The 26,487-nt window shown below is 64.5% G+C and carries 26 protein-coding genes; 16 read left to right on the top strand and 10 right to left on the bottom strand.

Going from position 1 to position 26,487, the window contains the following annotated elements; genetic code table 11:
* Positions 1 to 184: 184 nt before the first annotated feature.
* The 4 genes from N008_RS02425 to N008_RS02415 form a co-directional block, all read right to left on the bottom strand.
* Positions 185 to 649 (bottom strand): LexA family protein, encoded by a 465-nt coding sequence (locus N008_RS02425; RefSeq protein ID WP_071884464.1) that lies wholly within the window; start codon positions 647 to 649, stop codon positions 185 to 187.
* A gap of 149 nt (positions 650 to 798) precedes the next feature.
* Positions 799 to 1,224, bottom strand: coding sequence for a M15 family metallopeptidase (locus tag N008_RS02420; RefSeq protein WP_081910567.1), 426 nt, complete (start codon positions 1,222 to 1,224; stop codon positions 799 to 801).
* Positions 1,205 to 1,480, bottom strand: a complete 276-nt coding sequence (locus tag N008_RS22900; RefSeq protein ID WP_052381111.1) for a hypothetical protein — start codon at positions 1,478 to 1,480, stop codon at positions 1,205 to 1,207. Before N008_RS22900 ends, N008_RS02420 begins: the two co-directional genes overlap by 20 nt.
* Before the next feature lie 844 nt (positions 1,481 to 2,324).
* Positions 2,325 to 2,681: an SLOG family protein gene (locus N008_RS02415; protein ID WP_052381110.1), complete on the bottom strand. Its 357-nt coding sequence runs from the start codon at positions 2,679 to 2,681 to the stop codon at positions 2,325 to 2,327.
* 177 nt (positions 2,682 to 2,858) lie between these two features.
* On the opposite strand from N008_RS02415, the gene N008_RS02410 reads away from it, so the two are divergent.
* The 8 genes from N008_RS02410 (at position 2,859) to N008_RS02380 (ending at position 6,483) form a co-directional block, all read left to right on the top strand.
* A complete protein-coding gene (locus tag N008_RS02410; RefSeq protein WP_044013465.1) occupies positions 2,859 to 3,263 on the top strand; it encodes a hypothetical protein in 405 nt (134 codons plus the stop codon).
* Entirely contained in the window at positions 3,256 to 3,570 is a 315-nt protein-coding gene (locus N008_RS02405; RefSeq protein WP_044013463.1) for a hypothetical protein, read from the top strand. The genes N008_RS02410 and N008_RS02405 overlap by 8 nt, the downstream gene beginning before the upstream one ends.
* Complete coding sequence (locus N008_RS02400; RefSeq protein WP_044013461.1) at positions 3,567 to 3,869, top strand: hypothetical protein; 303 nt, start codon at positions 3,567 to 3,569, stop codon at positions 3,867 to 3,869. Before N008_RS02405 ends, N008_RS02400 begins: the two co-directional genes overlap by 4 nt.
* A 55-nt stretch (positions 3,870 to 3,924) precedes the next feature.
* Positions 3,925 to 4,257, top strand: a complete 333-nt coding sequence (locus tag N008_RS02395; RefSeq protein ID WP_044013459.1) for a hypothetical protein — start codon at positions 3,925 to 3,927, stop codon at positions 4,255 to 4,257.
* A 74-nt stretch (positions 4,258 to 4,331) separates the two neighbouring features.
* Positions 4,332 to 5,066 carry a hypothetical protein gene (locus N008_RS02390; RefSeq protein ID WP_052381109.1) on the top strand — a complete coding sequence of 245 codons (735 nt, stop codon included), beginning with the start codon at positions 4,332 to 4,334 and terminating at the stop codon, positions 5,064 to 5,066.
* 170 nt (positions 5,067 to 5,236) lie between these two features.
* On the top strand, positions 5,237 to 5,371 hold the full coding sequence (locus N008_RS23980; protein WP_262489702.1) for a hypothetical protein: 135 nt from the start codon (positions 5,237 to 5,239) through the stop codon (positions 5,369 to 5,371).
* A gap of 83 nt (positions 5,372 to 5,454) precedes the next feature.
* The gene (locus tag N008_RS02385; RefSeq protein WP_081910932.1) at positions 5,455 to 6,138 is read left to right on the top strand and encodes a PD-(D/E)XK nuclease-like domain-containing protein; all 684 of its coding nucleotides are present in this window, start codon (positions 5,455 to 5,457) and stop codon (positions 6,136 to 6,138) included.
* A gap of 24 nt (positions 6,139 to 6,162) precedes the next feature.
* Positions 6,163 to 6,483 carry a YegP family protein gene (locus N008_RS02380; RefSeq protein ID WP_044013454.1) on the top strand — a complete coding sequence of 107 codons (321 nt, stop codon included), beginning with the start codon at positions 6,163 to 6,165 and terminating at the stop codon, positions 6,481 to 6,483.
* Between the two features lie 182 nt (positions 6,484 to 6,665).
* On the opposite strand, the gene N008_RS02375 is transcribed toward N008_RS02380, so the two are convergent.
* A complete protein-coding gene (locus tag N008_RS02375) occupies positions 6,666 to 7,487 on the bottom strand; it encodes an alpha/beta fold hydrolase (RefSeq protein ID WP_044013452.1) in 822 nt (273 codons plus the stop codon).
* Between the two features lie 384 nt (positions 7,488 to 7,871).
* Between N008_RS02375 and N008_RS02370 the strand changes: the two genes are divergently transcribed.
* Together N008_RS02370 and N008_RS02365 are read left to right on the top strand one after the other, a co-directional pair.
* A complete protein-coding gene (locus tag N008_RS02370; protein ID WP_044013451.1) occupies positions 7,872 to 9,695 on the top strand; it encodes a DUF885 domain-containing protein in 1,824 nt (607 codons plus the stop codon).
* A 55-nt stretch (positions 9,696 to 9,750) separates the two neighbouring features.
* Positions 9,751 to 11,589 carry a DUF885 domain-containing protein gene (locus N008_RS02365; protein WP_044013449.1) on the top strand — a complete coding sequence of 613 codons (1,839 nt, stop codon included), beginning with the start codon at positions 9,751 to 9,753 and terminating at the stop codon, positions 11,587 to 11,589.
* Positions 11,590 to 11,824: 235 nt separating this feature from the next.
* On the opposite strand, the gene N008_RS02360 is transcribed toward N008_RS02365, so the two are convergent.
* Positions 11,825 to 12,133 carry a hypothetical protein gene (locus tag N008_RS02360; RefSeq protein WP_044013447.1) on the bottom strand — a complete coding sequence of 103 codons (309 nt, stop codon included), beginning with the start codon at positions 12,131 to 12,133 and terminating at the stop codon, positions 11,825 to 11,827.
* 231 nt (positions 12,134 to 12,364) lie between these two features.
* Between N008_RS02360 and N008_RS02355 the strand changes: the two genes are divergently transcribed.
* The 3 genes from N008_RS02355 to N008_RS02345 are packed head-to-tail and all read left to right on the top strand — an operon-like array spanning position 12,365 to position 18,469.
* Complete coding sequence (locus tag N008_RS02355; protein WP_044013445.1) at positions 12,365 to 14,521, top strand: hydantoinase/oxoprolinase family protein; 2,157 nt, start codon at positions 12,365 to 12,367, stop codon at positions 14,519 to 14,521.
* A complete protein-coding gene (locus tag N008_RS02350) occupies positions 14,518 to 15,966 on the top strand; it encodes a hypothetical protein (protein ID WP_197062931.1) in 1,449 nt (482 codons plus the stop codon). The genes N008_RS02355 and N008_RS02350 overlap by 4 nt, the downstream gene beginning before the upstream one ends.
* 40 nt (positions 15,967 to 16,006) lie before the next feature.
* The gene (locus N008_RS02345; protein ID WP_081910566.1) at positions 16,007 to 18,469 is read left to right on the top strand and encodes a GH36-type glycosyl hydrolase domain-containing protein; all 2,463 of its coding nucleotides are present in this window, start codon (positions 16,007 to 16,009) and stop codon (positions 18,467 to 18,469) included.
* A gap of 117 nt (positions 18,470 to 18,586) precedes the next feature.
* Here N008_RS02345 and N008_RS02340 read toward each other — a convergent pair whose 3' ends face one another.
* The 4 genes from N008_RS02340 to N008_RS02325 form a co-directional block, all read right to left on the bottom strand.
* The gene (locus N008_RS02340; protein ID WP_044013443.1) at positions 18,587 to 19,138 is read right to left on the bottom strand and encodes a GDSL-type esterase/lipase family protein; all 552 of its coding nucleotides are present in this window, start codon (positions 19,136 to 19,138) and stop codon (positions 18,587 to 18,589) included.
* 10 nt (positions 19,139 to 19,148) lie between these two features.
* Positions 19,149 to 19,715: a hypothetical protein gene (locus N008_RS02335; RefSeq protein ID WP_156108965.1), complete on the bottom strand. Its 567-nt coding sequence runs from the start codon at positions 19,713 to 19,715 to the stop codon at positions 19,149 to 19,151.
* Positions 19,716 to 19,726: 11 nt separating this feature from the next.
* On the bottom strand, positions 19,727 to 21,205 hold the full coding sequence (locus N008_RS02330; RefSeq protein WP_044013439.1) for a hypothetical protein: 1,479 nt from the start codon (positions 21,203 to 21,205) through the stop codon (positions 19,727 to 19,729).
* A gap of 74 nt (positions 21,206 to 21,279) precedes the next feature.
* Positions 21,280 to 21,990, bottom strand: a complete 711-nt coding sequence (locus tag N008_RS02325) for an N-acetylmannosamine-6-phosphate 2-epimerase (protein WP_052381108.1) — start codon at positions 21,988 to 21,990, stop codon at positions 21,280 to 21,282.
* A 259-nt stretch (positions 21,991 to 22,249) separates the two neighbouring features.
* Between N008_RS02325 and nagB the strand changes: the two genes are divergently transcribed.
* The 3 genes from nagB to N008_RS21225 all read left to right on the top strand — a co-directional run bounded on the left by nagB (position 22,250) and on the right by N008_RS21225 (position 26,400).
* Positions 22,250 to 24,175 (top strand): glucosamine-6-phosphate deaminase, encoded by a 1,926-nt coding sequence (nagB, locus tag N008_RS02320; RefSeq protein ID WP_044013437.1) that lies wholly within the window; start codon positions 22,250 to 22,252, stop codon positions 24,173 to 24,175.
* A 306-nt stretch (positions 24,176 to 24,481) separates the two neighbouring features.
* Positions 24,482 to 25,117 (top strand): RNA polymerase sigma-70 factor, encoded by a 636-nt coding sequence (locus N008_RS02315; RefSeq protein WP_052381107.1) that lies wholly within the window; start codon positions 24,482 to 24,484, stop codon positions 25,115 to 25,117.
* A gap of 167 nt (positions 25,118 to 25,284) precedes the next feature.
* A complete protein-coding gene (locus N008_RS21225) occupies positions 25,285 to 26,400 on the top strand; it encodes a FecR family protein (RefSeq protein ID WP_081910565.1) in 1,116 nt (371 codons plus the stop codon).
* Positions 26,401 to 26,487 lie beyond the last annotated feature (87 nt).

Genomic DNA, 26,487 nt, shown 5'->3' with positions numbered 1-26,487 from the left:
ATTGCTGAACGGTCATATGGGTGAATAGCTGGATTGGCATAGGGAGTAACACGGCAGGAGGCAGAAGAGGGGCCAAAGTCAAGTGCCGAAAACCGCAACCCAGCACCCCAAAGCCGGGTACTCAATCCCTAATCCCTAATCCCTAATCCCTAATCCCTAATCCCTAATCCCTAATCCCTAATCCCTAATCCCTAATCCCCCGTCGTCCTTCACCCACCAGCGGATGCAGCACGGCCACCACCACGCCGAAAATCCGCAGGTCGTCGGCGTTGCGCACCACAATCGGCGGGTACGCCGGATTAGCGGCCAGCAGGGCCGCCGAGTCCGGCCGCTTCTCCAGCCGCTTCACCGTGTATTCCCCTTCCACGCAGGCCACCACAATATCCCCGTTCCGCGCCCGCATGCTGCGGTCCACGGCCAGCACGTCTCCGTCGTGGATGCCGGCCCCGGTCATGCTCTCGCCCGCGGCCCGCGCCAGAAACGATGCATCCGGGTGCCGCAGCATCAGCCGGTTCAGATCCACCAGTTCCGTCTGGTAGTCATCCGCCGGCGACGGAAACCCGCACGACAGCCCCACGTCCACCATGGGCAGCAGGTGCGCCCTCAGCAATGAGCCCGCCTGCCCGAGCAATACAACATGGTCTTTCATAAAACTAAAATTGGTTAGTCACCGCAAGTATACGCGGCAACTAACCAACTTTGTTTGCTTACTGCTAAAAAAATTAGTGAAAGACCAATTCAGTTAGCTGCAGCAACTAAAACAGACACGGCCTTTTCAGGGTCCTGAAATCAACTGTTCTACAGCTCAAAATGCGGCCTGTCCCGGAACTGCGGCCAGTCCCCGCCCCAGCGGATTGCCGGATTGGCCTGCTTCATCAGCTGCGCAAACCGCCGCAGCAGCTCCGCCGACCAGCTCACCTGTCCGTTGCTGAGCATAAAGGCGACATCCAGCGCTTCTGCCGGCTGCCGGTTGTGCTTCGACGCGCCGCCTTGCTTGTAAGTCACAATCCGGCCCGGCTTCGTCCGGCCCTGCGCGTACAGCGCGTCCTGCTCGGCCGCGCTGCGGTAGCCCTCGGTTACAATCGGGCGCCCCAGGCGCGCCAGGGCCGGGTTCTGCAGCCACCGCAGCAGGGCACTGGCATACGCCTGCCGCAGCTCCGGCCGCACCGAGGCCAGCCGCTGCGCCTGTCGGGTCGCCTGAGCATCAGTTAGTTTCGCTGCCATGCTGCCCCGTCGTTACCGTCGGTTCGCTTTTCGTCAGCGCGTCCGCCGACACCCTTACCACCGTTTCCGGCCGCTGCAGCGCTTTGCGCACTGTCGCCCACAGCGTGACAATTGCCACCACCGCCTGGATGATCAGGTGCCCGTACTGCTCCACGGCACTCGGGTCCGGCGGACTTAGCTCGTTGCTGGCCACGTGCCCGGCCAACGAGGTCAAAAGAATATGGGCCATGTGGCCCGCTTTCGTGCTACTGAACATGCGTCTTGTAGAAAATAATAGATGAACCCGCTGCAATGGCTAAAGTACGCATTGTTATAATTTAGTTTCATAAATTATCTGTAGCTGCTATAGTTAAATATGTACTTTATGAAGATTGATAATGAGGGGCTGCCCCCGGCCCTTCGCTCTGTTACGGTCCGGGGTCGGGCTGTCCAGGGGGCCGTCGCCGCTCGATGCGCGGAATGCTCCCGTGCTGACGCACCGCTCCCGCTGGTCGCGCCCTTCCCATCCCTCAGCCAGGCCCCGCGTCGCCGGCCGGGCCACCTGCTCTGGCTGGCTCACAACCCTACCGCCCCGCAGGCCGCCCGTCCGGCCCACCCAAAAACCACGCTCCGGCCCAGCCCTTCCACTGCGCCACCCTGCCCACAACCCCACCCGCGGCTTCGCTCCAGGCCCCGGCCTCTGCCTGCCCTCAGACGCTCCGCCCACGCTCTGCCGCCCCGCCACCAGCTTTGCCTGCCCACCAGCTCACCCACGCTGGCCACGTGCCGGCCGCCCCTCACCAGCCACCCCGGCGCCAGCTGCCGCTTGCCCGCCGCACGTCCCACCCCCCGGCAGCCCGCGCCTCTGCCCACCGCACCATAAGGTGCCTGCGGCGCATGTCTATTCGGGGGAGGCCCCCCAAGTACCCCCCCGTATCATGCGCCGCGCTGCTCTGCATTGCCTCGGGTTTCGCAGCCCGTAAAAAAGGCTGCTACACCCTCATAAGGTGCCCTTCGGGCCGGCTCATTGGGGGTGCTCAGCCCGCCCCCCAAAACCCCCTGGGCGAGGCTTTCAAGGTCTGTAGCTCACCACTCGCCACGGGTGCCCGGCCGCCTGGTGCTCAGTCCAGGGGCAGTAGCTCGTAGGGGCGGCCCAGCCGTCGGGCGGCCTTCAGGGCGCTCAGGGTGCCCTTGCTGCGTCCGTCCCATACCGCCAGCACCAGGTCGGCCCGGCGCACTATCTCGGCGTTGCGCACGTGCGGGGCGCCCGGGCCGTGGGTGGCATAGTCGGGCCGTAGCTCCAGCAGCGGCACCCCGTGGGCCCGCGCCCAGCGGGCCGCCAGGGCGTCAGCCCCCGCCGCGCCGCCACTCACCACCAGTGCCGGCTGTAGTTCTGTCAGCCGCTGCTGCAGCGCCGTGCTGCCGGTGGCGCTCCGGCTGCCTACCACGGCTACTACTATGTTATTGTGTTTTATCATGTTATAAGATACGTGTATTTTAGTTGTTAATCAATCAGCTATTATTAAACTATTGTTGGTTAATGTCGTTTTTAGTTGTATATTAGTATTGTAGTCCGGGAGAGGCCCGGGCACACGCGCACAGGCAGGCAGGGCCCGGCCCGCCAGGAGCGCACCCCACGGCTAACATCTACAGCCATGCTCACTCCTTTACAGTTCGCGCAGCTCGCCGCTGCCGCCTGGGCGGGTCCCGCCCCCATCGTGCAGGCCTCCATCAGCACCTGCCAGCTATTCACCGGTCAGCTCGCCACTTACTACACGGTTACCTATACCGTGGGCGGGGCCATGTTCCTCTCGCCCTTGTGCGGGGCCTGCCCCTTTCAGGCCGTAGCCGCCGCCGTGGCCGCCGCCGCCGCGGCCGGGGTGCCGGTCAGCCGCCCGCACGCCCAGCGCGCCATTGCCCGCACCGCCGCCGCCTTGTGCGGGGTGCAGCTGCTTCGTCCCGGCTTCGCCTGCCGGGCCCGCCGCCACCGGGTAGCCCGGTTCCGGCGGGGTGGCTTCTTCGTAGTGTCCGGCCTTCTCACGTCGGCCCGCCATGCGTAGCGCGGCCACAGCAGTAGCGCCCGCCCCGGTCGGGGCGGGCAGCTACACCCGCCGCCGCTGCTATCCTGAGCGCGAAATGCCGGTGAGTTTGTTCGGCGGCCTGCGCGAGGTGTCGGCGGCCGTGGCCTACTACGTGCAATGGGTGTCGGATGAGTTCTACAGCTACAAAGGCACGGCGCCCCATGTGCAGCTGCGCGGCGTGTACTGCCTGCGCACCGGCCGGCCGCTCTACGTGGGCGCCCGCCAGGAGCAGGCCCTGCGCGAGCAGTTGGAGGACTTACTGGGCCGGGAGGGCCGCCGGCTATGAGCCGCGCCGCCCTCCCGCAGCAGGCGGGCCGCTGGTATGCGGCCTGCCTCTACGCCGCCGGCCCCGGCTGGGCCGTGGTGCGCGACGTGGCCCGGCCCGGCACGATGCCCGGCGGCCCCGGCCTCTACCAGATGCAGGCCGGCCCCGGCCGGTTCATCACCCAGGAGGCCGCCACCGCCTACGCCGAGGCACTGAATCTGCCCCCGGAGCCCAGCCGCTGGGACGACATACACCCCGCCGACTGGGACGAATACGAGGACGACGACGAGTACCCCCCGCACCCCTGGGACCTGCAATAAACCATCCACCGGCCCGCGCCAGCTCACAGTGGCGCGGGCCCCACTACCTCACCTTATGCCCGCTACCGCTACCACGTACCAGCCCCATCTGCTCGACCCGCACAGCGCCGAGCCGCAACCCATCCACCCCGCCAACGGCCGCAGCTTCCGGCTGGCCGAACTCTACCGGCTGCTCGACTGCCAGACGGTGGACGTGGTACGCCTCACCGATGAGCTGATTTTGATTATCGACGATGTAAGGCGCATCAAGCCTTTGCGCAAATTCCGCCAGCCCTGCTACCTGAACCTGCTGGCTACCTACCTCTGGTACCAGCACCAGCCCGAAGCCCGCGGCCAGGACAGCATCGTGGGCCGCGCCATCCTCTGCCACGACAAGCAGTTCCGCTAGGCCTAGCACCCTCACCAGCAACCACGGCGAAGGGGCCGGCCGCCAACTGGCCCTACTTTTTACTTCCTTCTATTATGGCAACCGCCACCAAAACCCCCAAAACCCCGGCCCCTCAACTCCCGGCCACTAACGCCCCCAGCAGCCCCACCAAGGATACGCCAGAACTCACCCCCTCTCTACAGGAGAGGGGGCCGGGGGGTGAGGCTGCCTACCTCATCGACAAAGTAGACGAGGCCACCGGCGAAGTCACCCAGGTGCCGCGCTTCCGTTACCTGCCCGGCCACCCCCGCCAGGTGCGTTTTGATGCCAAAGCCGGTCAGTTCAACATCGGCGGCATTACGCTGTTGGGCAGCTCCCTGAGCTTTATCCCGCTGGCCTGGCGCGTGTTTCAGGACGACATCCTGAACATGGGCCGCAAGCTCTGGGCCGAGCTTTTCTTCGCCGACGACAAGGGCGCCGTATGCGCCGTGCTATTCCACGGCTACAGCGTCGAAAACCTCTATCGGTTGATTGAGCCGCTGTTCTACGACGACCTCACCCTGGCCGACGTGACGGTAAAAGTCACCGCTGAGAAGAAGGAAACCACCAAGGACGGCAAGAAGGCCACCTACTATATCGCCCAGTTCAGCTACGAGCCCGCCGACCCGGCCGAGGTGGCCGCCCGCTGCGACTTCGCCCGCGACTTTCCCATCTGGCGCCAGGAAACCTGCACCGGCACCGCCGACCTGCGCATCAGTCACGCCTATACCGTGCCCGCCCCGGAGCTGCCCGCCGAAGCTCCCGAAGCGGAAGCCCAGCAAGCCGCCTGAGCCCACCGGCCCCCTGCCCGGCAGGGTAGGGGGCCACCCGGCCACATTACGCCCCATCCTATGGATTCCAACCTGGAGATTCCGCAGCTGGTCGTGCACCAGCCCGCCCGCGACGCCGTCGAAGCCGCCCAGCTCACCGAATTGGCCCGCCTCATCGAAACCGCCGACCCTTGCCCGACCTGCGCGACCTGGCCCCGGCCGTGCGCGCCCTGTTCCCGCCCCCGGCCTACCTCGTCGGTTGCGGCGGCGCCCACATCTGGCTCCACCGCGCCGGCGAAGCCCAGCGCCTAGCTATCATTCATTAGCGGCAAGCTTTAAGCTGTCAGCCGCAAGCCCGTTCACACTTGCCGCTGACAGCTTGAAGCTTGTAGCCCAAAAAACCAACGCCATGTTTCACTCCCTCACCGCTCACCCCGACCTCACCCAGGCCCAGCACCGGGCCCTGCCCCACGTCAGCAACACCGACCTCTCCGAGCTGAAAGGCCAGGTGCTGGGCCAGCTGCGCGCCCTCAACCCGCAGGCTCTGGCCTACGGCACCGCCTTCCACGCCGCCACCCTCGAACCCGCCACCTACGCCCGCACCAACGAGCGCGGCGTCCGCTGGGCCGACCTCGAAATGCTGGCCCGCCGGGTGCGCCGCCAGCGCTACTGCCGCGACCTGCTCTACCGCGGCATGCCCGAGCTGACCCACACCGCCGTACACACCGAAACCGGCATTGCGGTGAAGGTGCGCCCCGACCTGCTCGTGCGCAGCCGCGCCGGCCGCCGCCTCACCCTCATCGACTTCAAAACCACCAGCTGCCCCGACCGCGCCCGGTTCCTGACCACCATCGAGCAGGACGACTACGACCGCCAGGCCGCCTTCTACTGCGACGTGCTCCAGGCCGACCGCTTCCTCATCATCGGGGTGCAGAAGAAAGCCCCCCACGAGCTCTGGGTGGTGGAAGTAAGCGCCGATGCCGCCCTCATGGAGCAGGGCCGCCGCAAGTACCGCCGCCTGCTGCGGGCTTACGCCGGGCAGCCGGCTTTTCACCAGTCCGGTGGCCAGCTGGCCGCGCGAGTAGCCGCTTAATCCAGATTCCACTTCTTCCTACCCATGGCAACCTTCCAGATCTTCCAGAGCAGCGGCCAGTACTGGTACCGCCTGCGCGCCGACAACGGCGAAATCGTCCAGTCCGGCGAGGGCTATACCACCAAAACCAGCTGCCGGCACGGCATCCGGTCGGTGCAGGCCAATTGCCAGCCCCACCGCTTCGAGTCCTACTTCGCCAGCGGCCAGTACGGCTTCAACCACGTGGCCGCCAACGGCGAAATCATTGGCCGCAGCGAGAAGTACACCACCGCCCAGTCCCGCGACCACGGCCTGCATGTAGTGCTGCAGGCCGCTCCTTCCGCTCAAGTCGAAGACCTGAGCTAACGGCACTACGGCCGCAAGTAAAAGCCCCATCAGCCAGTGGCTGATGGGGCTTTTACTTATCTGGCATTCGTCGAGGGGCTATATCACCAATCCATTGACTCCGCACGGCTGCGGCGCCCGCTTCGAAAGAGTATTGCCTGCTATCCGCACCACAAAACGTCCGGCCCGAAGGCTACCCGTCGTCAGTGCGCCAGGGCTGGTATTGCGTTAGCCCGAAAGAATTCATCCACCTTTTGATTGAACTCGTCGGCATGCTCCCGGAGCGTGGCGTGACCACTGTTGGGTATTATCCACAGCCAGGAGCGACGGAGGTTGCGGTAAATAGCCACGGTATGAGCGTGCGTGATAACGTCCCGGTCGCCGGCGATGAGGAAGGCGGGGGCCTTAATCTGCCGCAGCGTCGCCACCGGAATGTTCGGCTGCAACACATCCAGCGTGAACACTTTCCAGTCATTGCGCTTCTGCGGGTCGGAAAAGACCTTGCCTTTATCGGCTTGGTAGGCCGCCTGTACCTCTTTCCACACCGCCGGCACGATGGCTGCAGAATCGGGCGACAGGTTGACTCCCGTGGCCGCCAGGCGCCGCACTTTGCGGGGGTGTCGGAGGGCCAGCACCAGGGCATTGATGCCGCCATCACTCCAGCCCAGCACATTCACTGAGTCCAGGTGCAGCTCCGTGAGCAGCCCCGCGAAGTCATCGGCCATCATCTCGAAGCTCAGCGAGTCGCCCAAGTCAACCGACTTGCCGTGTGCCCGGCTATCTACGGCAATTACTTGGTAGCGCTGGGCGAAGTAAGGAATATTGGCCTTGAACTTCTCGATACTTCCCCCGTTGCCGTGAATCAGCAGCAAGGGTTGGCCTTTGCCATACACCTCGTAGTACAGCTTGACTCCCCGCACCAGCCGATAGTGGCCCGCGGCCGGGTTGTTGCCGTACGGTACGGGCTGGCCCACGGCGAGCAGCCCGGGAAACAGCAACCAGAATACGAGAAGGTAAAGGCGCATAGGTGAAATTAGCTGGGCTTACGTTTATGGTCCCCCAATATCGCTGATGATTATATAGCCAGACCAATAAAAAGGCCGACCCTGTTAAGCACCGGCTTCCCACTGATGGCGTCCACTCAGCCCGTTCAGCCATGCTACCCGAAATCACCCTCACAAACTGGGCAATCGAATCAGCCATAGCAACCAGCGGCACGAAACCAGAGCCGAGGAACATCACTGCCAAGACAGCTCCAAGACTGGCGCCCACGGCGCCCACGACACCGGCCAGAACCTGACGTACACCCATCCCTCTGGAATAAGTCATGCGGACTAGGAAATAATAATTAATCAATTCTTCTTTGCACTATCCTGATTGTACTATCCTGGCTTCTCCCCAATTTCTGCATGCTTCCTTCTATACGCGCCTTACTTCTTGCCGGCTCGGTATGGGCGGTTTCACCGCCCGCACCAGCCGCCGCTCAAACGAGTAAACCCACAACGCCAACTGCCCAACCGCCCGCTTCGGCCCCGCTGGCAGCCCTGTTCGAGGCGTACTCGGAAGAGGAAAACCGGCTGTTTCCGTTTGTGGCCATGCAACAAGGAGATAACCGCTACAACGACCAGCTGCCCAACGACCAGACCCGCGCGCGGCGCCAGCAAGAGCGCGACTACTACCAGCGCTACCTCCAGCAGCTGCGCCAGATAGACCGCCGCCGCCTTGGCGCCGTTGACCAGACCAGCTATGACATCCTGGCCTATACGCTCACTCAGCGCCTAAATGAATATGCCTTCAACAACTGGCTGATGCCGTTTAACCAGTTTGGCGGCTTGCCCGCCAGCCTGGCCCAACTGGGGGCGGGCACCGGCGCGCAGCCCTTCAAAACAGTGCCCGACTACGACCACTGGCTGCGCCGCGTCGGCCAGTTTCCGGTGTGGGCCGATTCGGCCATTGCCAACTTCCGCCAGGGCGCGAAATCGGGCGTGACCCTGCCTAAGGCAGTGGTGCCCAAAATGGTCAGCCAGCTGCGCACCCTGGCCCAGGCGGGCACCGACCCGGCCAAAAGCTTGTTCTACGGGCCGGTCAGGAATTTCCCGGCCAGCTTTTCGGCCGCCGACAAGGCCCGCCTGACTCCGCTGTTTGAGCAGGCCATTCGCCGCGACCTGGCGGCTTCCTACCAGAAGCTGGCCGACTTCCTCGAAACCGAGTACCTGCCCCGGGCCCGCAGCAGCAGCGGCATCGGGGCGCTGCCGCAGGGCGCCGCCCGCTACGCCAATGCCGTGCAGGTGGCCACCACCACCACCCGCACCCCAGAGCAGATTTACCAGACCGGCCTGACCGAGGTGGCGCGCATCCAGGCCCGGATGGAGCAGGTGAAGGCGCAAACCGGCTTCGCGGGCGACCTGAAAGCTTACTTCAAGTACGTCGATACCGACGCCCAGTTCCGGCCCTTCAAGACCGAACAGGAAGTGCTCGACGCATTCCGGGCCATCCAGGCCCGCATTGCGCCGGCCCTGCCCAAGCTGTTCAGCCGCACGCCCAACACCGCCTTTGAGGTGCGCGCTACCGAAGCATTCCGGGCGGCCTCCGCCTCCGCCCAGTATAACCGCGGCACGGCTGACGGCTCGCGCCCGGGCATCTTCTACGTGCCTATTCTGGACCCGCTCAAGTACAATACCGTGGCCAATCCGGCCATGGAAACCTTGTTTCTGCACGAAGCTATTCCGGGCCACCACTACCAGGTTTCACTCCAACAGGAAAATACCAGCCTGCCCCGCTTTCGGCGTTTCGGCAGATACGGCGTGTTCAGCGAAGGCTGGGCCCTCTATACCGAAAGCCTGGGCCCGGAGTTGGGCGTGTTCCAAGACCCCAACCAACTCATGGGCCACCTGGGGGCCGAGCTGCACCGGGCCCTACGCCTGGTGGTGGATGTGGGCCTGCACACCGGCCGGCTTAGCCGCGAGCAGGCCATTGCCTACATGCTCGACAACGAGGCCATTACCGAGCAGGCCGCCACGGCCGAAGTAGAGCGGTACATGGCCACTCCCGGCCAGGCGCTGAGCTACAAAACCGGCCAGCTTAAGCTCAGCGAGCTGCGCGCCCGGTATGAAAAGCAACTGGGCCGCAAATTTGACTTGCGTGCCTTCCACGACGAGCTGCTGGCGGGCGGCGCCATGCCCCTGGCGGTGTTGGAAAAACGCATGGACGCCTGGGCCGCCAGCGTTAAATAAACCGGACCTACCAGCCCGCGCCGTCACCGTCTTTGCCTTAAAATTCCCCCTCCCTATGCACCGCATATCTTTACTCATTACCGCCCTGGCCGTTGTGCTGACTTGCCCGGCTCAGGCCCAACAGAAGAAAGGTCGGGGCCAAACCGCCGCGCAGCCCGCCGCGTCGGCCCGAACCGCTAGGGCTGAGCCGCAGGATTCGGCGCCGCTGGCGGCCTTGTTTGAGGCGTACTGGGAAGACCAGGCCCGCCTGGACCCGCTCGCCGCTACCGCCCGGGGCGACAGCCGCTACAACGACCAGATGCCCAACAACCAGACCCAGGCGTGGCGCAACGAGAGCATCGCCTTCAGCCAGCGATACCTGACCGCGCTCCGGCAGTTCGACCGGGCCAAGCTCTCGGCCAACGACCGCCTGAGCTACGACGTGTGCGAGTACGATTTGAAAACGTGGTCGGAGTACTACAAGCTCAACAACTGGATGATGCCCTTCAACCAGTTCGTGTTTTCCTTCACCAACACCTTTCCCTTGCTCGGCTCGGGCAAGGGCGGGCAGCCCTTCCAGACGGCGCAGGACTACGACAACTGGCTGGGGCGCCTGCGCCAGTTTCCGGCCCTGATCGACTCGGCCATCAGCAACCACCGCCGGGGCATGCGCGCCGGTGTGGTGCTGCCCAAGGCCGTGGTGGTGAAGATGCTGCCCCAGCTGCGGGCTTTGTCGCCCACCGACCCCACCGCCAGCGTGTTCTACGGGCCGGTGGCGGCGTTCCCGGCCGCCGTGTCGGCCGCCGACCGGGCCCGCCTTACGCCGCTCTATCGCGAGGCCATCGGCCGCTATGCCACGGCCCCGTACCAGAAGCTAGCCGACTTCCTCGAAACTGAATACCTGCCCAAGGCCCGCAGCAGCTCGGGCATCAATGCCCTGCCGGGCGGCCCGGGGATGTACGCGTTTTTGGTGCGCGCCGTCACCACGACGCAGGTGTTGCCGGCGGAAGTGGCCCGCACCGGGGAGCAGGAGGTCAAGCGCCTGCGCGCCGAGATGGAGCGCGTCAAGCAGCAGGTGGGTTTTAAGGGTGACCTGCCCGCCTTCTTCACGTACTTGAAAACCGATCCGCAGTTCCGGCCCTTCAAAACGCCCGAAGAAGTGCTGGCCGTGTACCGCGGGGTGCAGGCCAAGATCGAACCCAACTTGAAGACGATGTTCGGCCATGTGCCGAAAACCGGGTTTGAAGTGCGCCGCACCGAGGCCTTCCGCGAAGCGTCCGCTTCGGCCCAGTACAGCGACGGCCTGGCCGACGGCTCGCGGCCGGGCATCTTTTACGTGCCCATTCCCGACGTGACGCAGTACAACGTGACGCGCGGCATGGAGTCGTTGTTTCTGCACGAGGCCATTCCGGGCCACCACTACCAAATTATGCTGATGGCGGAAAACACCGCCCTGCCCAAGTTCCGCCGCTTCGGCGGTAACGTGCCCTACATCGAGGGCTGGGCCCTCTACGCCGAGTCGCTGGGCAAGGAGCTCGGGCTCTACACCGACCCCTACCAGTACCTGGGTATGCTCAGCTCGGAAATGCACCGCGCCATGCGCCTAGTGGTTGATGTGCACCTGCACACGGGACAGATGACGCGCGAGCAGGCTATTCAGTACATGATGACGAATGGGGGCTTTGCGGAGGCGGAAGCCACGGCCGAAGTCGAGCGCTACATGGTGATTCCGGGCCAGGCGTTGGGGTACAAAGTGGGCGCGCTCAAAATCCAGGAGTTGCGCGCCCGCTACGAAAAGCAGCTGGGCAAGAAGTTCAGTTTGCGCGATTTTCACGACGAGCTGCTCAAGGACGGCTCGCTGCCCCTGCTGGTGCTGGAACGCAAAATGGATGACTGGGCGGCCCAGCAGCGGTAGGTAATCCAAGTTGCGAGTGGAACGGTAAGCCGGCGCCTTTTCCTGAAGCATAAGGGATACTTCCAGACAGCCTACTTCCCGCTTCCATGCGGCAACGTATCCTTTTGCTGGCTACCCTGCTGGTCGCCGGCACCGCCCCAGCCCAGCAAAGCATCCCAACAGCCGCCCAGAACGAAACAGGCCAGCCCTATTGTGGGGCTGGCCTGATTAATTGCTGATTGAGCAGCAACATCAGCTACCCATCCACCTGCTCCCGCGCCAAAGTCGGCGGGGGCACGTTGTCCACCACCTGCGGCGGACTGGGTACCCCGATAACAATCGGAGGCGTGCTGACCGCCTCCCCGAACAGCGGGTTGCCCGGCAGCGGCTGCCCGCCGTTGCCGTCCGGAATCCGGTTGAAAATCACCAGCTCCTCGCCCGGCGTGCCGGCGGCCAGCGTGGTCGTCAGCTGCACACGCGTGGCCAGTTGCTGCAGTTCGTGTACCAGAATAGTTTTAGTGCTCACGTCCACGTTGTAGAGTGGCGTTGCGATGGGCAGCCCCACTGCCCGTACGAGCAAACTGGATGCCTACTTACTGGCCGGCGCACCAGATACGAGACGCTGGTCGAGTCAAACTCTTGTTGCTCCCGGCGCAGCTCCTGCGCGTCAGCTTCCAGTCCTCTCTTTTTCTGGCCTGTTCTACTCGCCGTTTAGGGGCACTAAGGCAAAAACAGGTCTAAGGCAGCAGAGGTCCGGTACCAGCTCGTCATAGCCCGCGGCCTCGGGTAAGGCTCTATGCGCAAAATCAAAATCGGGATTGATGTAGGCGGCACGTTCACGCATGCCGTGGCGCTGGACGTAAACGGCCTGCTGGTGGTGGGCAAAGCCTGTGTGCCTACCACGCACAGCGCTGCTGAAGGCGTGGCCCGCGGCGTGGTTGAGTCGATGCAAGCGCTGCTGCAGACGGCGCAAATTGCTCCGTCTGAAGTCATCCTCATCGCGCATTCCACCACCCAGGCCACCAATGCGCTGCTGGAAGGCGACGTGGCCACGGTGGGCATCATCGGGATGGGCAACGGGCTGGAAGGGCGCCGCGCCCGCAGCGAAACTAATCTGCGCGAGGTGCAGCTGGCACCAGGTAAGCTGCTGCCCACCCGTTTCCGCTTTCTCAACACCCGCCAGCCGGTGACCGAAGCCCAGGCCCGTGCGGCCATTGAGGCACTGGTGGCTGAGGGGGCACAGGTAATTGTCGCCTCCGAAGCCTTCGGCGTGGATGACCCGGGGAACGAGAATACGGTGGTACGCGTGGCAGCTGCAATGGGGCTGCTGGGCACGGCCGCCAGCAGCATTTCGCAGCTTTACGGCCTGCGGGTGCGCACCCGCACGGCCGTCATCAACGCCAGTATGATGCCCAAAATGCTGGAAACGGCTAATATGACCGAGGCCAGCATCCGCCAAGCTGGCATAACAGTGCCGCTGATGATTATGCGCTCCGATGGCGGCATCATGGACATTAGCGAGATGCGCCGACGGCCCATCCTGACCATGCTCTCGGGGCCGGCGGCGGGTGTGGCAGCGGCCCTGATGTATGCGCGCATCTCCGACGGCATCTTCCTGGAAGTAGGCGGCACGAGTACCGACATCTCAGTTATCAAAAACGGCAAGGCGCAGATTAAAACCGCCCAGATTGGCGGCCACCGTCTCTACCTGAATACGCTGGACGTGCGCACGCTGGGCGTGGCCGGCGGCTCGGTGCCGCGCCTGCAGGGCAGCAAGTTTGTGGATGTGGGCCCACGCAGCGCCCACATTGCCCATCTGCATTATGTGGCTTTTGCCAACGAGGCCGACTTCAGCGGCCTGCAGACTACCGCCGTGCAGCCCCTGCCCGGCGACCCTGCCGACTACCTGGCCCTGCAGCGTCCCAAGGATGCCCGCGCCGACTATACGCTCACGCCAACCTGTGCTTCCAACCTGCTGGGTCTGGTGCAGGACGTCGGACACGGGCAGGCCAACCAGCAGGCCGTGGAAAGCGGCTTCGCGGCGCTGGGCGCCTTACTGCAGCGCCCGCCCCGCGAGCTGGCCACCGAATTGCTGACCCTGGCCACCGACAAAATCCGGCCTGTCATCCGCCAGCTCAGCCGCGAGTACAAGCTCGACCCAACCCTAATTCAGTTTGTGGGCGGTGGGGGAGGAGCTTCGGCCATCGTGCCGTTTGCAGCCCAGGCGCTGGGCGTGGAGCACACCATCACCCATAATGGTGAGGTGATTTCAGCCATCGGCGCGGCCCTGGCTATGATTCGGGACTCGGTGGAACGCAACATCCTCAACCCTACCGAAGCCGACCTGATTGCGCTGCGCCAGCAGGCCGTGGCCTCAGTAGTAAGCATGGGCGCCGAGCCCGACACGGTGGAAGTAACCATCGAGATTGACAGCAAAAACAAGAAGGTAATTGCCACGGCCATGGGCGCCAGCGAGCTGCGGGCCCGTGAAGCCATCACCGAAACGCTGCCCGAAGCAACCCTGCTCGCCCGCTGCGCCCAGTCGCTGCGTTGCGAGGCGGCAGCCCTGACGGTAGCCGGGCGCACCCGGGCGCTGTGGGCCGTGGCGCACCGGCACGAGCACCGCGCCTGGCTGGGCCTGGTGCGCCAGCAGCGCCAGCCTTTGCGCGTCATCGACCAGGAGGGCACCATCCGGCTGCAGCTCTCCGACTGCCTGGTGGCGACCAACGCGAGCAGTGGCGTGAAAAATACCATCCGCTCTTTGGTGGAGCAACTCACCAGCTTCGGCGACGCCGGAGCCCTGGTGCCCGACATCTTTCTGCTCACCGACGCCCGCGTGGTGGACCTGACCGGCCTGATTCAGGAGTCGCAGATTATGGCCCTGGTGGACATTGAGTTACACAAGCTGCTGCCCACGGATGAGGTAGTGGTGATTGCTGCCGAGAAAAAATGAGTGCTGAACCCTCCGCTACTACTCCCTTTGTGCCCATTGCTTTCGGCACCGACGGCTGGCGCGGCCTGCTCGACGTGGACATGACGGCCGCCAACGTGGCCCGCGTGGCCACCGCCCTGGCCGACCACCTGCGCACCACACCCGGCCCGCGTACGGCTGCCGTGGGCTACGACGGCCGCCACCGCTCGGCGGAATTTGCCCGCCTGCTGGCCGAAATTCTGTCCGGCAACGGCATTGCCGTGCACTTGGCCGATAGCATCGTGCCCACGCCCGCGCTGGCCTACGCCGTGCGGGCCCAGGGCCTGCAGGTGGGCGTGATGGTGACGGCCTCGCACAACCCGGCCGAATACAACGGCGTCAAGTTCAAGGCTAGCTACGGCGGCCCCTTCCTCACCGAAGACACGCACCGCGTGGAGCTGCTGCTCGACCATTCGCCCCGCAGGCAAAGCAGCGTCAACATTCAGGTAGAGGACTTCAACGCGCCCTACCTGGCCCACCTGACCACGCTCGTGGACCTGGCGCGCATCCGGGCCGCCCGGCTGCCGTTGCTCATCGACTCCATGCACGGGGCCGGGCAGCGCCTGCTGGAGCAGCTGCTGCGCGCCCACGGCTGCCCGGCCGATACGCTGGCCGGTGAGGCCCGCACCGACTTCGGCGGCCGCGCGGCCGAGCCCATTGAGAAGAACCTGACGCCCCTGCGCGACGCCCTAATCGCCGCGCCCGGCCGCTACGCCCTGGGCGTGGCCACCGACGGCGACGCCGACCGCCTGGGCGTGCTGCTCGAAACCGGCGAGTGGCTCAGTGCCCAGGAAACCATCCTGCTGCTGGCCGATTTCGTGGTGAACGGCAAGGGTCTCGGCGGCGACCTAGTGAAGACTTCTTCCGTGACCGACAAGCTGCTGGCCCTGGCCACGCCTACGCGCCGGGTGCACGACGTGCAGGTGGGCTTCAAGTACATCTGCGAGGCCATGCTCGCGCACGATGTGGCTTTCGGGGCCGAGGAAAGCGGCGGCTACGGCCTGAAAGGCCACTTGCCGGAGCGCGACGGCCTGCTCTCGGCCCTGCTGGTGCTGGAAATGCTGGCCGCCTCGGGCTACCGCACGCTGAGCGCGCTGGTGCAGACCAAGCGGGCGCAGTTCGGCCCGATTCATTACGACCGCATCGACCTGCACTATCCCCACGCCGACCGCCTCACCCGGCTGCCCGACCTGCACGCGGCCGGGCCGGCCACGGTGGCCGGCTTTGCGGTGGCGCACACCGCCGCCTTCTACAGCTCGCGCGGGGTGGTGAATGGCCTGAAATTCCGGCTGGCGGGCGACACCCGCTGGCTGCTGCTGCGCGCCTCCGAAACCGAGCCGCTCATGCGCCTCTACGCCGAAGGGCAGTCGGCGGCCGAGGTGGTGGCGCTGCTGGCCGCCGGGCAGCAGCTGCTCTGGCCGGCCTGATACCTCTGTTTCTGCTCCCCCTTACGCTTACCTCCCTGTCATGAACGACCTGACTGCGCCCAGCGCTGCTCCAACCATTGCGCCGGCCGCTACGCCGCCTGGCTCGGCCTACGGCCACTTCTCGCCCGACGCCCGCGAGTACATCATCACCGACCCGCGCACGCCCCGCCCCTGGTTTAACTACATGTGGAACGAGCAGTACGCCGGCCTCATCTCGCACACCGGTGGGGGCTTCAGCTTTTTGGAGTCGCCGCGCGACAACCGCCTCACGCGCATGCGCTACAACTGCCTGCCCTGGGACCGGCCGGGCCGCTATATTCTGGTGAAGGATGCCGAAACCGGCCAGTACTGGTCGTTGAGCTGGGCCCCGACCATCGAGCTGCACTACGACAAATATGAGTGCCGCCACGGCCAGGGCTATACCACCATCGTCACTGAAATAAACGGCGTGCGCGGCGAGCTGACCTACTTCGTGCCCACCGACGTGAATGCTGAAGTGTGGCGCGTGAAGCTTACTGACCTGAGCGGGCGTGACCGGGCGCTGGAGGTGTACGCCTTCACCGAGCTGATGATGGGCAATGCCCTGAACGACATCATCAACCAGCCCAACGACAAGCACTTCACCGACATTCATTTTCAGCAGGACCTGCAGGCGCTGGAGTGCACGCGCCGCTACTGGGTGCTGAATAAGAAGGTGTCGGTGGCCCAGCCCAATATCGGTTGGGACTACCACCTGTACTTCACCCTGAGTCTGCCCGTGACGGGCTTCGACGGCAGCCTCGACAAGTTCATTGGCCGCTGGCGCTCCGAGGCCAACCCCGAGTGCGTGGAAACCGGCCGCATGCACAACTCCGAAATCACGGCCGGCGACCCCGTGGCGGCCCTGCAAAGCAAGCTCACGCTGGCCGCCGGGCAGGCGGTGGACTTTGCCGCCGTGATGGCCGTGGTGAAGAAGGACGAAGACGTGCGCCAGCACGCCGCCTTCCGCTGGGAGGAACTGCGCGATACGGCCGTACTGGATAAGAAGCTGGCCGCCGTGCGTGCCTACTGGGATGACTACCTGGACCACATCCGGGCCCAGACGCCGGATGCGGCCCTGAATACCATGCTCAACGTGTGGAATCCCTACCAGGCCGCCGTGACCTTCGACATGGCCCGCAACTCGGGCTACTACCACGGCGGGCTGCTGTTCGGCAACGGCATCCGCGACCAGTTTCAGGACATTCTGGGCATGGTCATCACCCACCCCGAGCGGGTGCGGGCCCGCCTGCTCAACGCCCTGCGCTTCCAGCTGCAGGACGGCTCGACGCTGCACAACTTCTTTAAATTCACCAACAACGGCGAAAAAACCAACCACTCCGACACCCCGCTCTGGCTGAGCTTCGGGGTGGTGGAATACCTCAACGAAACCGCCGATTTCAGCCTGCTGGATGAGCTGGTGCCGTTTTACGACGGCGGCGAGCCGGCCACGGTCTACGAGCACATCGTCCGTTCGCTCGACTTCTGCCTGTCGGCGACGACGGAGCGGGGCCTGCCCAAGATGATGAACGGCGACTGGAACGACACGCTCGACCAGATTGGCCCCTTAGGCAAGGGCGAAACCGTGTGGGGCGCCTTTTTTCTGGCCTACGCGCTGCGCAAGTGCTTCCCGCTGCTGGAAAAGCGCGGCGATACGGCCACCCGCCAGCGCTGGCAGGCCGCCTACGACAAGCTGGGCGAAGTCACCAATGCCGTGGCCTGGGACGGCGAGTGGTACATCCGCGCCTTCAAGGATAGTGGCGACCCGGTGGGCTCAAACGCGCACAGAGAGGGCAAGATATTTATCAACTCCCAGACCTGGTCGGTGATTTCGGGCTTGGCGCCCACCGAGCGCGGCAACCAGGCCCTGGCCTCCACCTACAAGCTGCTGGGCCGCGACAACGGCATCCAGATTTGCTGGCCCAGCTTCACGGAAGTAGACGAGACAATGGGCCTCATCAGCCGCTGCGTGCCCGGCAAAAAGGAAAACGGGGCCATTTTCAACCATGCTTCGTCGTGGTTCGCGCTGGCTGCGCTGCTCAACGGCGACATCGAAACCGGCTTCGACGTGTACCGCCGCATGCTGCCGCCCAACTCGTCGGCCCGCATCGACCGCTACGAGGTGGAGCCCTACGTGTTTGCCGAGTACGTGACCAGTCCCGACCACGAAACCGAAGGCCAGGCCAGCCACTCCTGGCTCACGGGCACGGCCGTCTGGATGCTGCGTATCGGCCTCGACTACATCCTGGGCTTCCGCACCTCGCTGGACGGCATCACCATCGACCCGCGCATTCCGGCGGCCTGGCCCTCGTTCACGGCCGAGCGGGTGTTCCGCGGCAAGCGCCTCAAACTGACGGTTGCCAACCCCGACGGCCGCAACCAAGGCGTGCGCGAGATGCGCGTGAATGGCGTGGTAGTGGCCGGAAACTTTATCGACGTAGCGGGGCATGCCGCCGTGGACCTGCTGATTGACGTGACTTTATAAAGGTGGGTAACCAAAAAATGTGGGAATTGAAAAAGCCCTCCGCACTGCGGAGGGCTTTTTTTTGCCGCTAGCCTGGCGGGGCCGCCACCGGGGGGCAGCGCCCGCTGAAGCGGTCGGCTAGCTGCGGAAATCGGCGTCGATGGTGGCTTGCAGCAGCCGGGCCCATTGCGCGTAGGCGGCCTCGGTGAGGTGCAGCCCGTCTTCCGTGTAGTGGGTATGTAGCTGGCCGGCGGCATCGGCAAAGTGTGGGTGCAGGTTCAGGAAGCGGGTACCAAGCTGCGTGGCCAGCAGCGCCAGCTGTCGATTGAAGCCAACGATGCGTGGGTTGGGGCGGGGTTCGTTGTCGCGGGTGGGAAACAGCGAGGTGAGGTAAATGGGCCGGGCCGGGCCCGCGGCCGGGCGCAAAGCAGCCACCAAGCGGGTGATTTGCTGCAGAATGAAGTGGTCGGTCCGGTCGCGGGCTAGGTCGTTGGTGCCGATGCAGACGAATACGGCCCGCAGCCCGGGCGTCAGTAGCCAGTCAGGGCGCAGGCGTTCCAGCAACTCCACGGTGCTGTCGCCCGACACGCCCTCGTTGCGGATGGCCAGCTCCGGCAGCAGCCGGGCCACGTCGAAGCCGGCCGTGAGGGAGTCGCCGAGCAGCAGGTAGCAGGGGAGAGGAGCCATCATTCAGCCAACATCAGATTAGCTGCCTGAAATCGGTGGGGCGATGAAAGTCCGGCTCCGGGCCGGCGTTCAGCTGCAGGCCCCAGTAAGTGCGCGCCTCCGCCGGCCCCAGACAGGCCGTGAGGTTGCCAAACAGGGGCGCCCCGGGCGCGTAGCCGGGTACCTGCACGGCCACCCGCACCCGCCAGCTGGCTTCGCCTGGCACATTTTCGTGCAGGAAAGCCAGCGTTTCGGGGGCGGCATAGCGCCGGACAGGCTCCTCTACCACCAGCGCGAACGGCTGGCCCAGCGGCGACAGCTGCAGCTCCAGGTACGGCCCGGAGGTTACGTCCGGGTACGGGCGGGCCTGCAGAAACAGCTCCACCACGTCGTGCTCCCAGAGGCCCCAGTTGTCGCGGTAGCGGGTGCGCGAGTAGGAGGGGTTTACGTTCCAGGCCGCGCCGGGCGGCAGGGGCACGTCGAAGGTGGCCTCAAACCAGCCCTCGGGGGTCAGCTGCCAGCGCACCTGCGGAGCCGGCGCCAGGACCGGGCCGCGACCCCGCAGCGCCACGGCGTGCTTCAACTCACTTGTCGGCATCATTCTACGGTTTTTTACATGAACAGCAGCGCCGCTAGCGCCAGGCCGGCAAAAGCCAGCACCCAGGTGTAAGGCAGCGTATTCCAGAGCACTTTCTGCACGTCGACGCGCATTTCGTTGGCCAGCCACACGTTCTGGGTGTTGGTGGGGTCGCTGATGCTTTGGATGGGGCCCACGGCCATGAGCAGGCCCATAATGGCCAGCGGGTTGAAGCCTGATGCCAGGAACACGGCCGCCAGCCCGTAGCCCATGCCCCACACGTTGAGAGGGCCGCGGTAGAGCGCCAGCGGGGCCGCCAGCGTGAAAATCAGCACGTACGACCAGGCGTGCTGGGGCTGCACCACCGCCAGCAGCGGCCGCAGCAGCCCCAGCACCGGCCAGCCGTCGGGGTAAGCTGCCAGCGGCACGCCCGGCCCCATAATGGCCACCAGCAGCATGCCGATGCCGAACATGAGCACTACGGCCGGCATTACCACCGCCCCGCCTTCCAGCGCAGCCTGCACCAGCAGGTTGAGGCTGCCGCGCCGATAAGTGCTGGCAAAGGCGTATAACAGCCCCAGAATGAAAGCGGCAATAAAATTCACGTCAAACAGCAGAATCAGCAGCAGCGGAATCAGGGGCGAGAAGTAGGCCGACCAGTGCACTTCGCCGGAAGCTTTTGTTTTGTCGCTAAGCACGGCCCGCACTGCTACCAGCAGCGCCAGCGCCGCTAGGCCGGCCGCCGTGGCCCATTTCAGGCCCGTGCCGGCCCGCCCGGCCACCGTGCCCAGCTGCTGCTGCGCGGCCGGCGTCAGGCCGTAGTGGTAGCCGCCGATAAGCCCCGCCACCACAGCCAGCGTCAGCAGACTGCCCGTGATGATGCGGCGCAGGTTCAGCTCCTGCCCGTCGTGGTAAAGCTGCGCGGTGATGTAGATGAGCGCCGCCGTGGTGCTCACCCCAAACATGAGCAGCGCAAACGGCCGCACCTGCTCCAGCTGAAGGCCCATCACGCTCACGTACACGGCCCAGTTGGTGGCGTTGAGCGTGCCCCCGATGCTGAGCCCGAACAGAAAGATGCCCACCGTCGTCAGCCCCCCAATCCCCACCGAAGAGAGGATGGGCAGCACGATGGTGGCCACCATGATGATGGCTCCCAGCCCCGTAACGGTAGTAAACAGCAGCGCAATAATGGCCAGCATACTCACGGCAATAATCCAGGGGTTGTCGCCCGACAGCTCGGCACCCTTCTTCACGAAGCTCTCCACCACTCGTGTCTTCTGTAGCATCACGCTGAGCATGCTGCCGAAGATGGCCACTGTGTAGGCTCCGTGCAGCTTCACGGCCCCGGCTCCGATGACGTGCTCCAGCACGTCGGGCACCCGGATGCCGCCCAGCAGCGCCACCAGCACGGCCATGAGTGGCAAGGCCAGCAGCGCCGGCAGCTTGCGCAGAAACATGAGCAGCGCCATCAGGGCAAATACGCCCACCAGGGCCAGCAATTGGAGAGTCTGCATCCGAAGCAGGAAGAGAGAGGGAGACAGGAGAAGAAGTGTGGTAGCCGGATAGACCCGGATTGTGGCCCGTTCCCTTAAGCCGCCGGCCCGGCCTGCAGCGCCTGCACGTACCATTCGGTGATGAGCGTGGGCCGGGTGATGGCCGAGCCCGCCACCACGGCCCAGGCCCCGGCCTGCCGCGCCGCCGCCGCGTCGGCGGGTGTATTCAGGCGGCCCTCCGCGAAAACCGGGACGCGCACCCGCGCGGCCAGCTCGCGCACTAGGGCCAGGTCGGGGCCGGCGGCGTTCAGGTGCGCGGTTTCGGGCGTGTAGCCGCTGAGGGTGGTGGAAAGGCAGTCGGCGCCGGCCGCCACGCAGGCTTCACCTTCAGCCACGGTGGCAATGTCGGCCATCACCAGGCAGCCCACCTCGGTTTTCACCTGGCGGATGAAGTCGGGGCCGTTCAGGTTTTCCCGCGTGCGCAGGGTGCCGTCGATGGCCACTATAGCGCAGCCCATTTCGGCCAGGGCCCGCACGCCCGCCAGCGTGCCCGTGATGCACACGGTGCCATCGGCGAAGGACGACTTCAGCAGCCCGATGACCGGCACATTAACTTCTGTCAGGATGCGGCGGGTTTTATCGAGGCCCTCGGAGCGAATGCCCACGGCCCCGCCCAGCACGGCCGCCTGGGCAAACCGGGCCACCCCGTCGGGACTATTAAAGGGCGAGTCACCTTCGGCCTGGCAGGACACGATGAGGCCGCCGCGCAGCGCGGGCCAGGGGAGAGTACGGGAATAGTGCTTCATGCAGCTAGTTGGACTTAAGCGGGAGCAGGCCCCGCCGGATGATTGGCGGCTGGTAGCGGGCTGCCGCTTTTTTTCAGGAAATTTTCGATGGATTATTAAGGGGTAGTCAACCCGCAGGCGTCTTTAGCAGCGAAACCCAGCTTTTTTGACGGCCCGGCTTGGGCCCACTTGCTTTTGCTTGGCCCACTGGCCGGCGCGCTGGAATTGCACTGCCCCGATTTTCCTGATAAGACACGTTTCACCTGCCTTTCCCCTAACCATGACTGCTGCTGACGTGCTCCACGCCGAGCGAATCCCTACCACCATCTACTCCGACTCGGAGCAGGCCTCTATCGCTGCGGCCGGGGAAATTGCTGCCCTCATCCGGCAGCGCGCCCGGGAAGGCCGTCCGGCCGTGCTGGGCCTGGCCACCGGCTCCACACCCACGCGCCTGTATGAGGAACTGGTGCGGCTGCATCAGGAGGAGGGGCTGAGCTTTCAGAATGTCGTGACGTTCAACCTCGACGAGTACTTCCCGATGGCGCCCGACTCGCTGCAGAGCTACGTGCGCTTCATGCGCGAGTACCTGTTCGACCACATCGACATCCAGCCCGAAAACGTGCACATCCCCGACGGCACCGTGCCTGCCGACCAGGTAGCCGAGTTCTGCCGCCGCTATGAAGAGCAGATTCGCGAAGCCGGCGGAATCGACCTGCAGCTGCTGGGCATCGGGCGCACCGGCCACATCGGCTTCAATGAGCCCGGCTCCGGCGCCGCCTCCCGCACCCGCCTCATCACCCTCGACCATATCACCCGCACCGACGCCGCCTCCGACTTCTATGGCGAGGAGAATGTGCCGCGCCGCGCCATCACCATGGGCGTGGGCACCATTCTCGAGGCCCGGCAAATTATGCTGCTGGCCTGGGGCGAAGGCAAGGCCGCCGTGGTGAAGCGCATGGTGGAAGGAGACATGACCGACTCGGTGCCGGCCACCTACCTGCAGAAGCACGCCAGCGTGCACGTCATCCTGGACGAGGCCGCCGCCGCCGAGCTGACCCGCGTGAAAACGCCTTGGCTGGTAGGCCTGGACCAGCACTGGCACGACGATGCGCAGGTGCGCAAAGCCGTAACATGGCTGGCGCGCACCTTGCAAAAGCCCATCCTCAAGCTCACGGCCGAGGAATACAACGAGCACGGCCTGTCCGGCCTGCTGGCCGAGTCAGGCGGCGCCTACGATATCAACATCCGGGTGTTCAACCAGCTGCAGCACACCATCACGGGCTGGCCCGGCGGCAAACCTCACGCCGACGACACCCACCGCCCCGAGCGGGCCGCGCCCTTCCCCAAGCGCGCCCTCATCTTCTCGCCTCATCCCGATGATGACGTAATTTCCATGGGCGGCACCCTGCTGCGGCTGGTCGACCAGGGGCACGAGGTGCACGTGGCCTACCAGACTTCCGGTAACATTGCCGTGTTCGACGACGAGGCTATCCGCTTCGCTGATTTCGTGGCCGAGTACGACGAGGCCTTCAGCCTGGTCGGAGCGCCGCCCAGCGATAATCTGTACCGCCGCGTGGCCGACACGCTCAAAAGCAAGCAACCCGGCCAGGTGGATTCCGACGAGGTGCAGCAGATTAAGGGCCTCATCCGGCGCGGCGAGGCCCGCAGCGCCCTGCGCTACGCCGGCCTCGACCCCGACACCCGCGCCCACTTCCAGGACCTGCCGTTCTATGAAACCGGCCGGGTACGCAAAAAGCCGCTCGGCGAAGAGGATATCCAGCTCACCATTGATTTGCTCAACCGCCTGCAGCCCCACCAGATCTACGCCGCCGGCGACCTGAGCGACCCGCATGGGACGCACCGCGTGTGTTTGGCGGCCATCTTCGAGGCCGTGCGCCGGCTGAAGGCGGCAGGCACCCCCTGGCTGCAGGACTGCTGGGTGTGGCTCTACCGCGGGGCCTGGCAGGAGTGGGACGTGGCCGAAATAGAAATGGCCGTGCCGCTGAGCCCACAGGAGCTCACGCGCAAGCGCCGCGCCATCTTCAAGCACCAGAGCCAGAAAGACCGGCCGCTGTTTCCGGGCGCCGACCAGCGCGAGTTCTGGCAGCGGGCCGAGGAGCGCAACCGCACCACCGCCCAGCTCTATGACCAACTCGGCCTGCCCGAGTACGAAGCTATTGAAGCTTTCGTGCGCTGGAAATTCTAACAAAAGGACGCCGCATACATGCGGCGTCCTTTCTGTTTTCCTGCCTTGGCTTTTAGTGCAGTCAGTCTATCCGGAAACTCGTTCGGCCGCCGCCGGTGCAGATTGCTGGCGGAGGATTTTTTTGCTGATTGCAGTGGTGCAGGTGTGTCAACTGTGATTTTCAGCCGACAAGCGCAAAAGCGTTGCTTTCTCGTCGGTGTCGCGCAAAAACAGCCCCTGACGGCCAGATTTGAGAAAAAAACAGAGTTTTTGTAAAGAAATTTGGTTTGGCGCGGGGGAACCGGCATTTTTAACAAAACGATTCTGATGGATTCCTCCCACCCGTCCACCGCTCTGCTTCTTCACCGGATTGCCACCGACGACGACCGGCGGGCGTTCGAGCAGTTCTTCACTCTGTATTATCCGCGGCTGCTGAAATTTGCCCATTTCTACGTGAAGTCGCGGGAACTGGCAGAGGAGGTAGTGTCAGATGTGTTTTTCAAGCTGTGGCAGAAGCGCGCCACGCTGCCGGAGGTGAAGAACATGGATAGCTACCTCTACATTTCCATCAAAAATCAGTCACTGAACTACCTGCAGAAAGCAGAAAATCAGCCTGCTATTCCGCTGGAAGATCTGCCGGCTTACTTGGGCGTGGAAACCCTCACCCCGGAGCGCACGCTGCTGGTATCGGAGCTGCAGGCCGAGATTCATCGGGCCGTGGACAAGCTGCCGCCGCAGTGCAAGATCATCTTCAAGCTGATCCGCGAAGATGGCCTCAAGTACAAGGAGGTAGCCGAAATATTAGGGATTTCCACTAAAACCATTGAGGTTCAGATCGGCATTGCCATCAAGAAAATCAGCGTGGACTTGCAGGCCCACCTCACGGCCCGGCAGGCTCCGCCGCGCGTGCTGCGTATCGCTCAGGCCCTGATTCCGCTGCTGCTGGCCGGAGTGGCTAGCTAAAGCAGGTGCCGCAAATTACTTGTCATCCTCTATCAAGGCGCGGCCCCGGTCGCGCCTTTTTGCTGTACGGGTGTCCGGTATCAGCCTAATTTTACCGGGAAATTAGGGGATGTGGGCCGCACTCATGTCTAGAAAATCAAACACGTCATTTGAGCTGTAAATACGGGATGGAGATTTCCGAACTATACGATCTTATCGGGAAAGAACTCGCCGGAGAACTCTCTGAGGTGGAGCGCGAAGTATTGCACGCCTGGCTGGCCCAGGCTACAGAAGAGGAGCGCCTCGTTTACGATGAAATCAGGCTGTTCTGGCAGGGGCCAAAGCCCGTTGCCAACCCCGCCGACACGGCCCGGGCCTTCGACCGCCTGCTCGCCCGCATCGACGAGGCAGAACAACCCGCCCCGGCTGGTAAGCCCACACCGCAGGCTACCGAAGCCGACGAAACTGGTGGCAGAGTAGTAGCCATGCCGCGTGCGTCGCGGTGGCGGCGCCTGTGGCTGGCAGCGGCCTCGATGGCTGTGCTGGCAACGGGCGGCACCGTGGCCTACCGCCAGTACGCAGCGGCGCACACCGGTGCGGCCCCGCTCAGCTACGAGGAGCGCACCAACCCGCGCGGCACCAAGTCCAAGGTGCTGCTGGCCGATGGCACGGCCGTGTGGCTGAACGCCGACAGCCACTTGTGGTTTCCGGCCACGTTCAGCGGCGCGCGGCGCGAGGTGTACCTGGAAGGGGAAGCCTTCTTCGACGTGAAGCGCAACGAGCAGATGCCCTTCATCATTCACGTGGGCCGCCACGAGGTGCGCGTGCTGGGCACGTCCTTCAACGTGAAGGCCTATCAGGACGACGACGCCGTAGAAACGGCCGTCGTAACGGGCCGTGTGGCCTTTATTCGCGCGGCTCTGCCTGCTGCGGCCGAGCGCGACACCATCTACGTGGTACCCGACCAGAAGGTGGTGTACTCCAAAGCCAGCCACGAATTGCGGGTAGAGCAGGTCAACGGACTCGACTATGCCGCCTGGAACCAACGCTCCCTGATTTTCCAGGCCACTCCGCTGGCGGAAGTAGCCAAAACGCTGGAGCGGCAATACAACGTGACCGTGCGCTTCGAGGATGAGCGGCTGCGCAACTGCCGCCTCACCGGCCGCTTCAAAGACCAGTCGCTGCGGGAGGTGCTGCGCCTGATTGAAATGACCCGCGCCTTCGATTTTGAACTGCATAACAATTCCTTGCTCATTAAGGGCCTTGGCTGCGACAGTGAAGCCCCTGAGCGCCTGACCATCTGATAACATGCTGTGGCCTGCGTGCGGGCCTGGTGTGTCCTCTGTTTTGCTTCCCACCTTCCCGCCAATTCCCCCACATGACCCCAAGGC

The sequence above is a fragment of the Hymenobacter sp. APR13 genome (genome assembly GCF_000737515.1).
GTDB lineage: Bacteria > Bacteroidota > Bacteroidia > Cytophagales > Hymenobacteraceae > Hymenobacter.
Note: the sequence above shows the minus strand (reverse complement) of the source record. Positions and strands in the feature narration are given on the sequence as shown.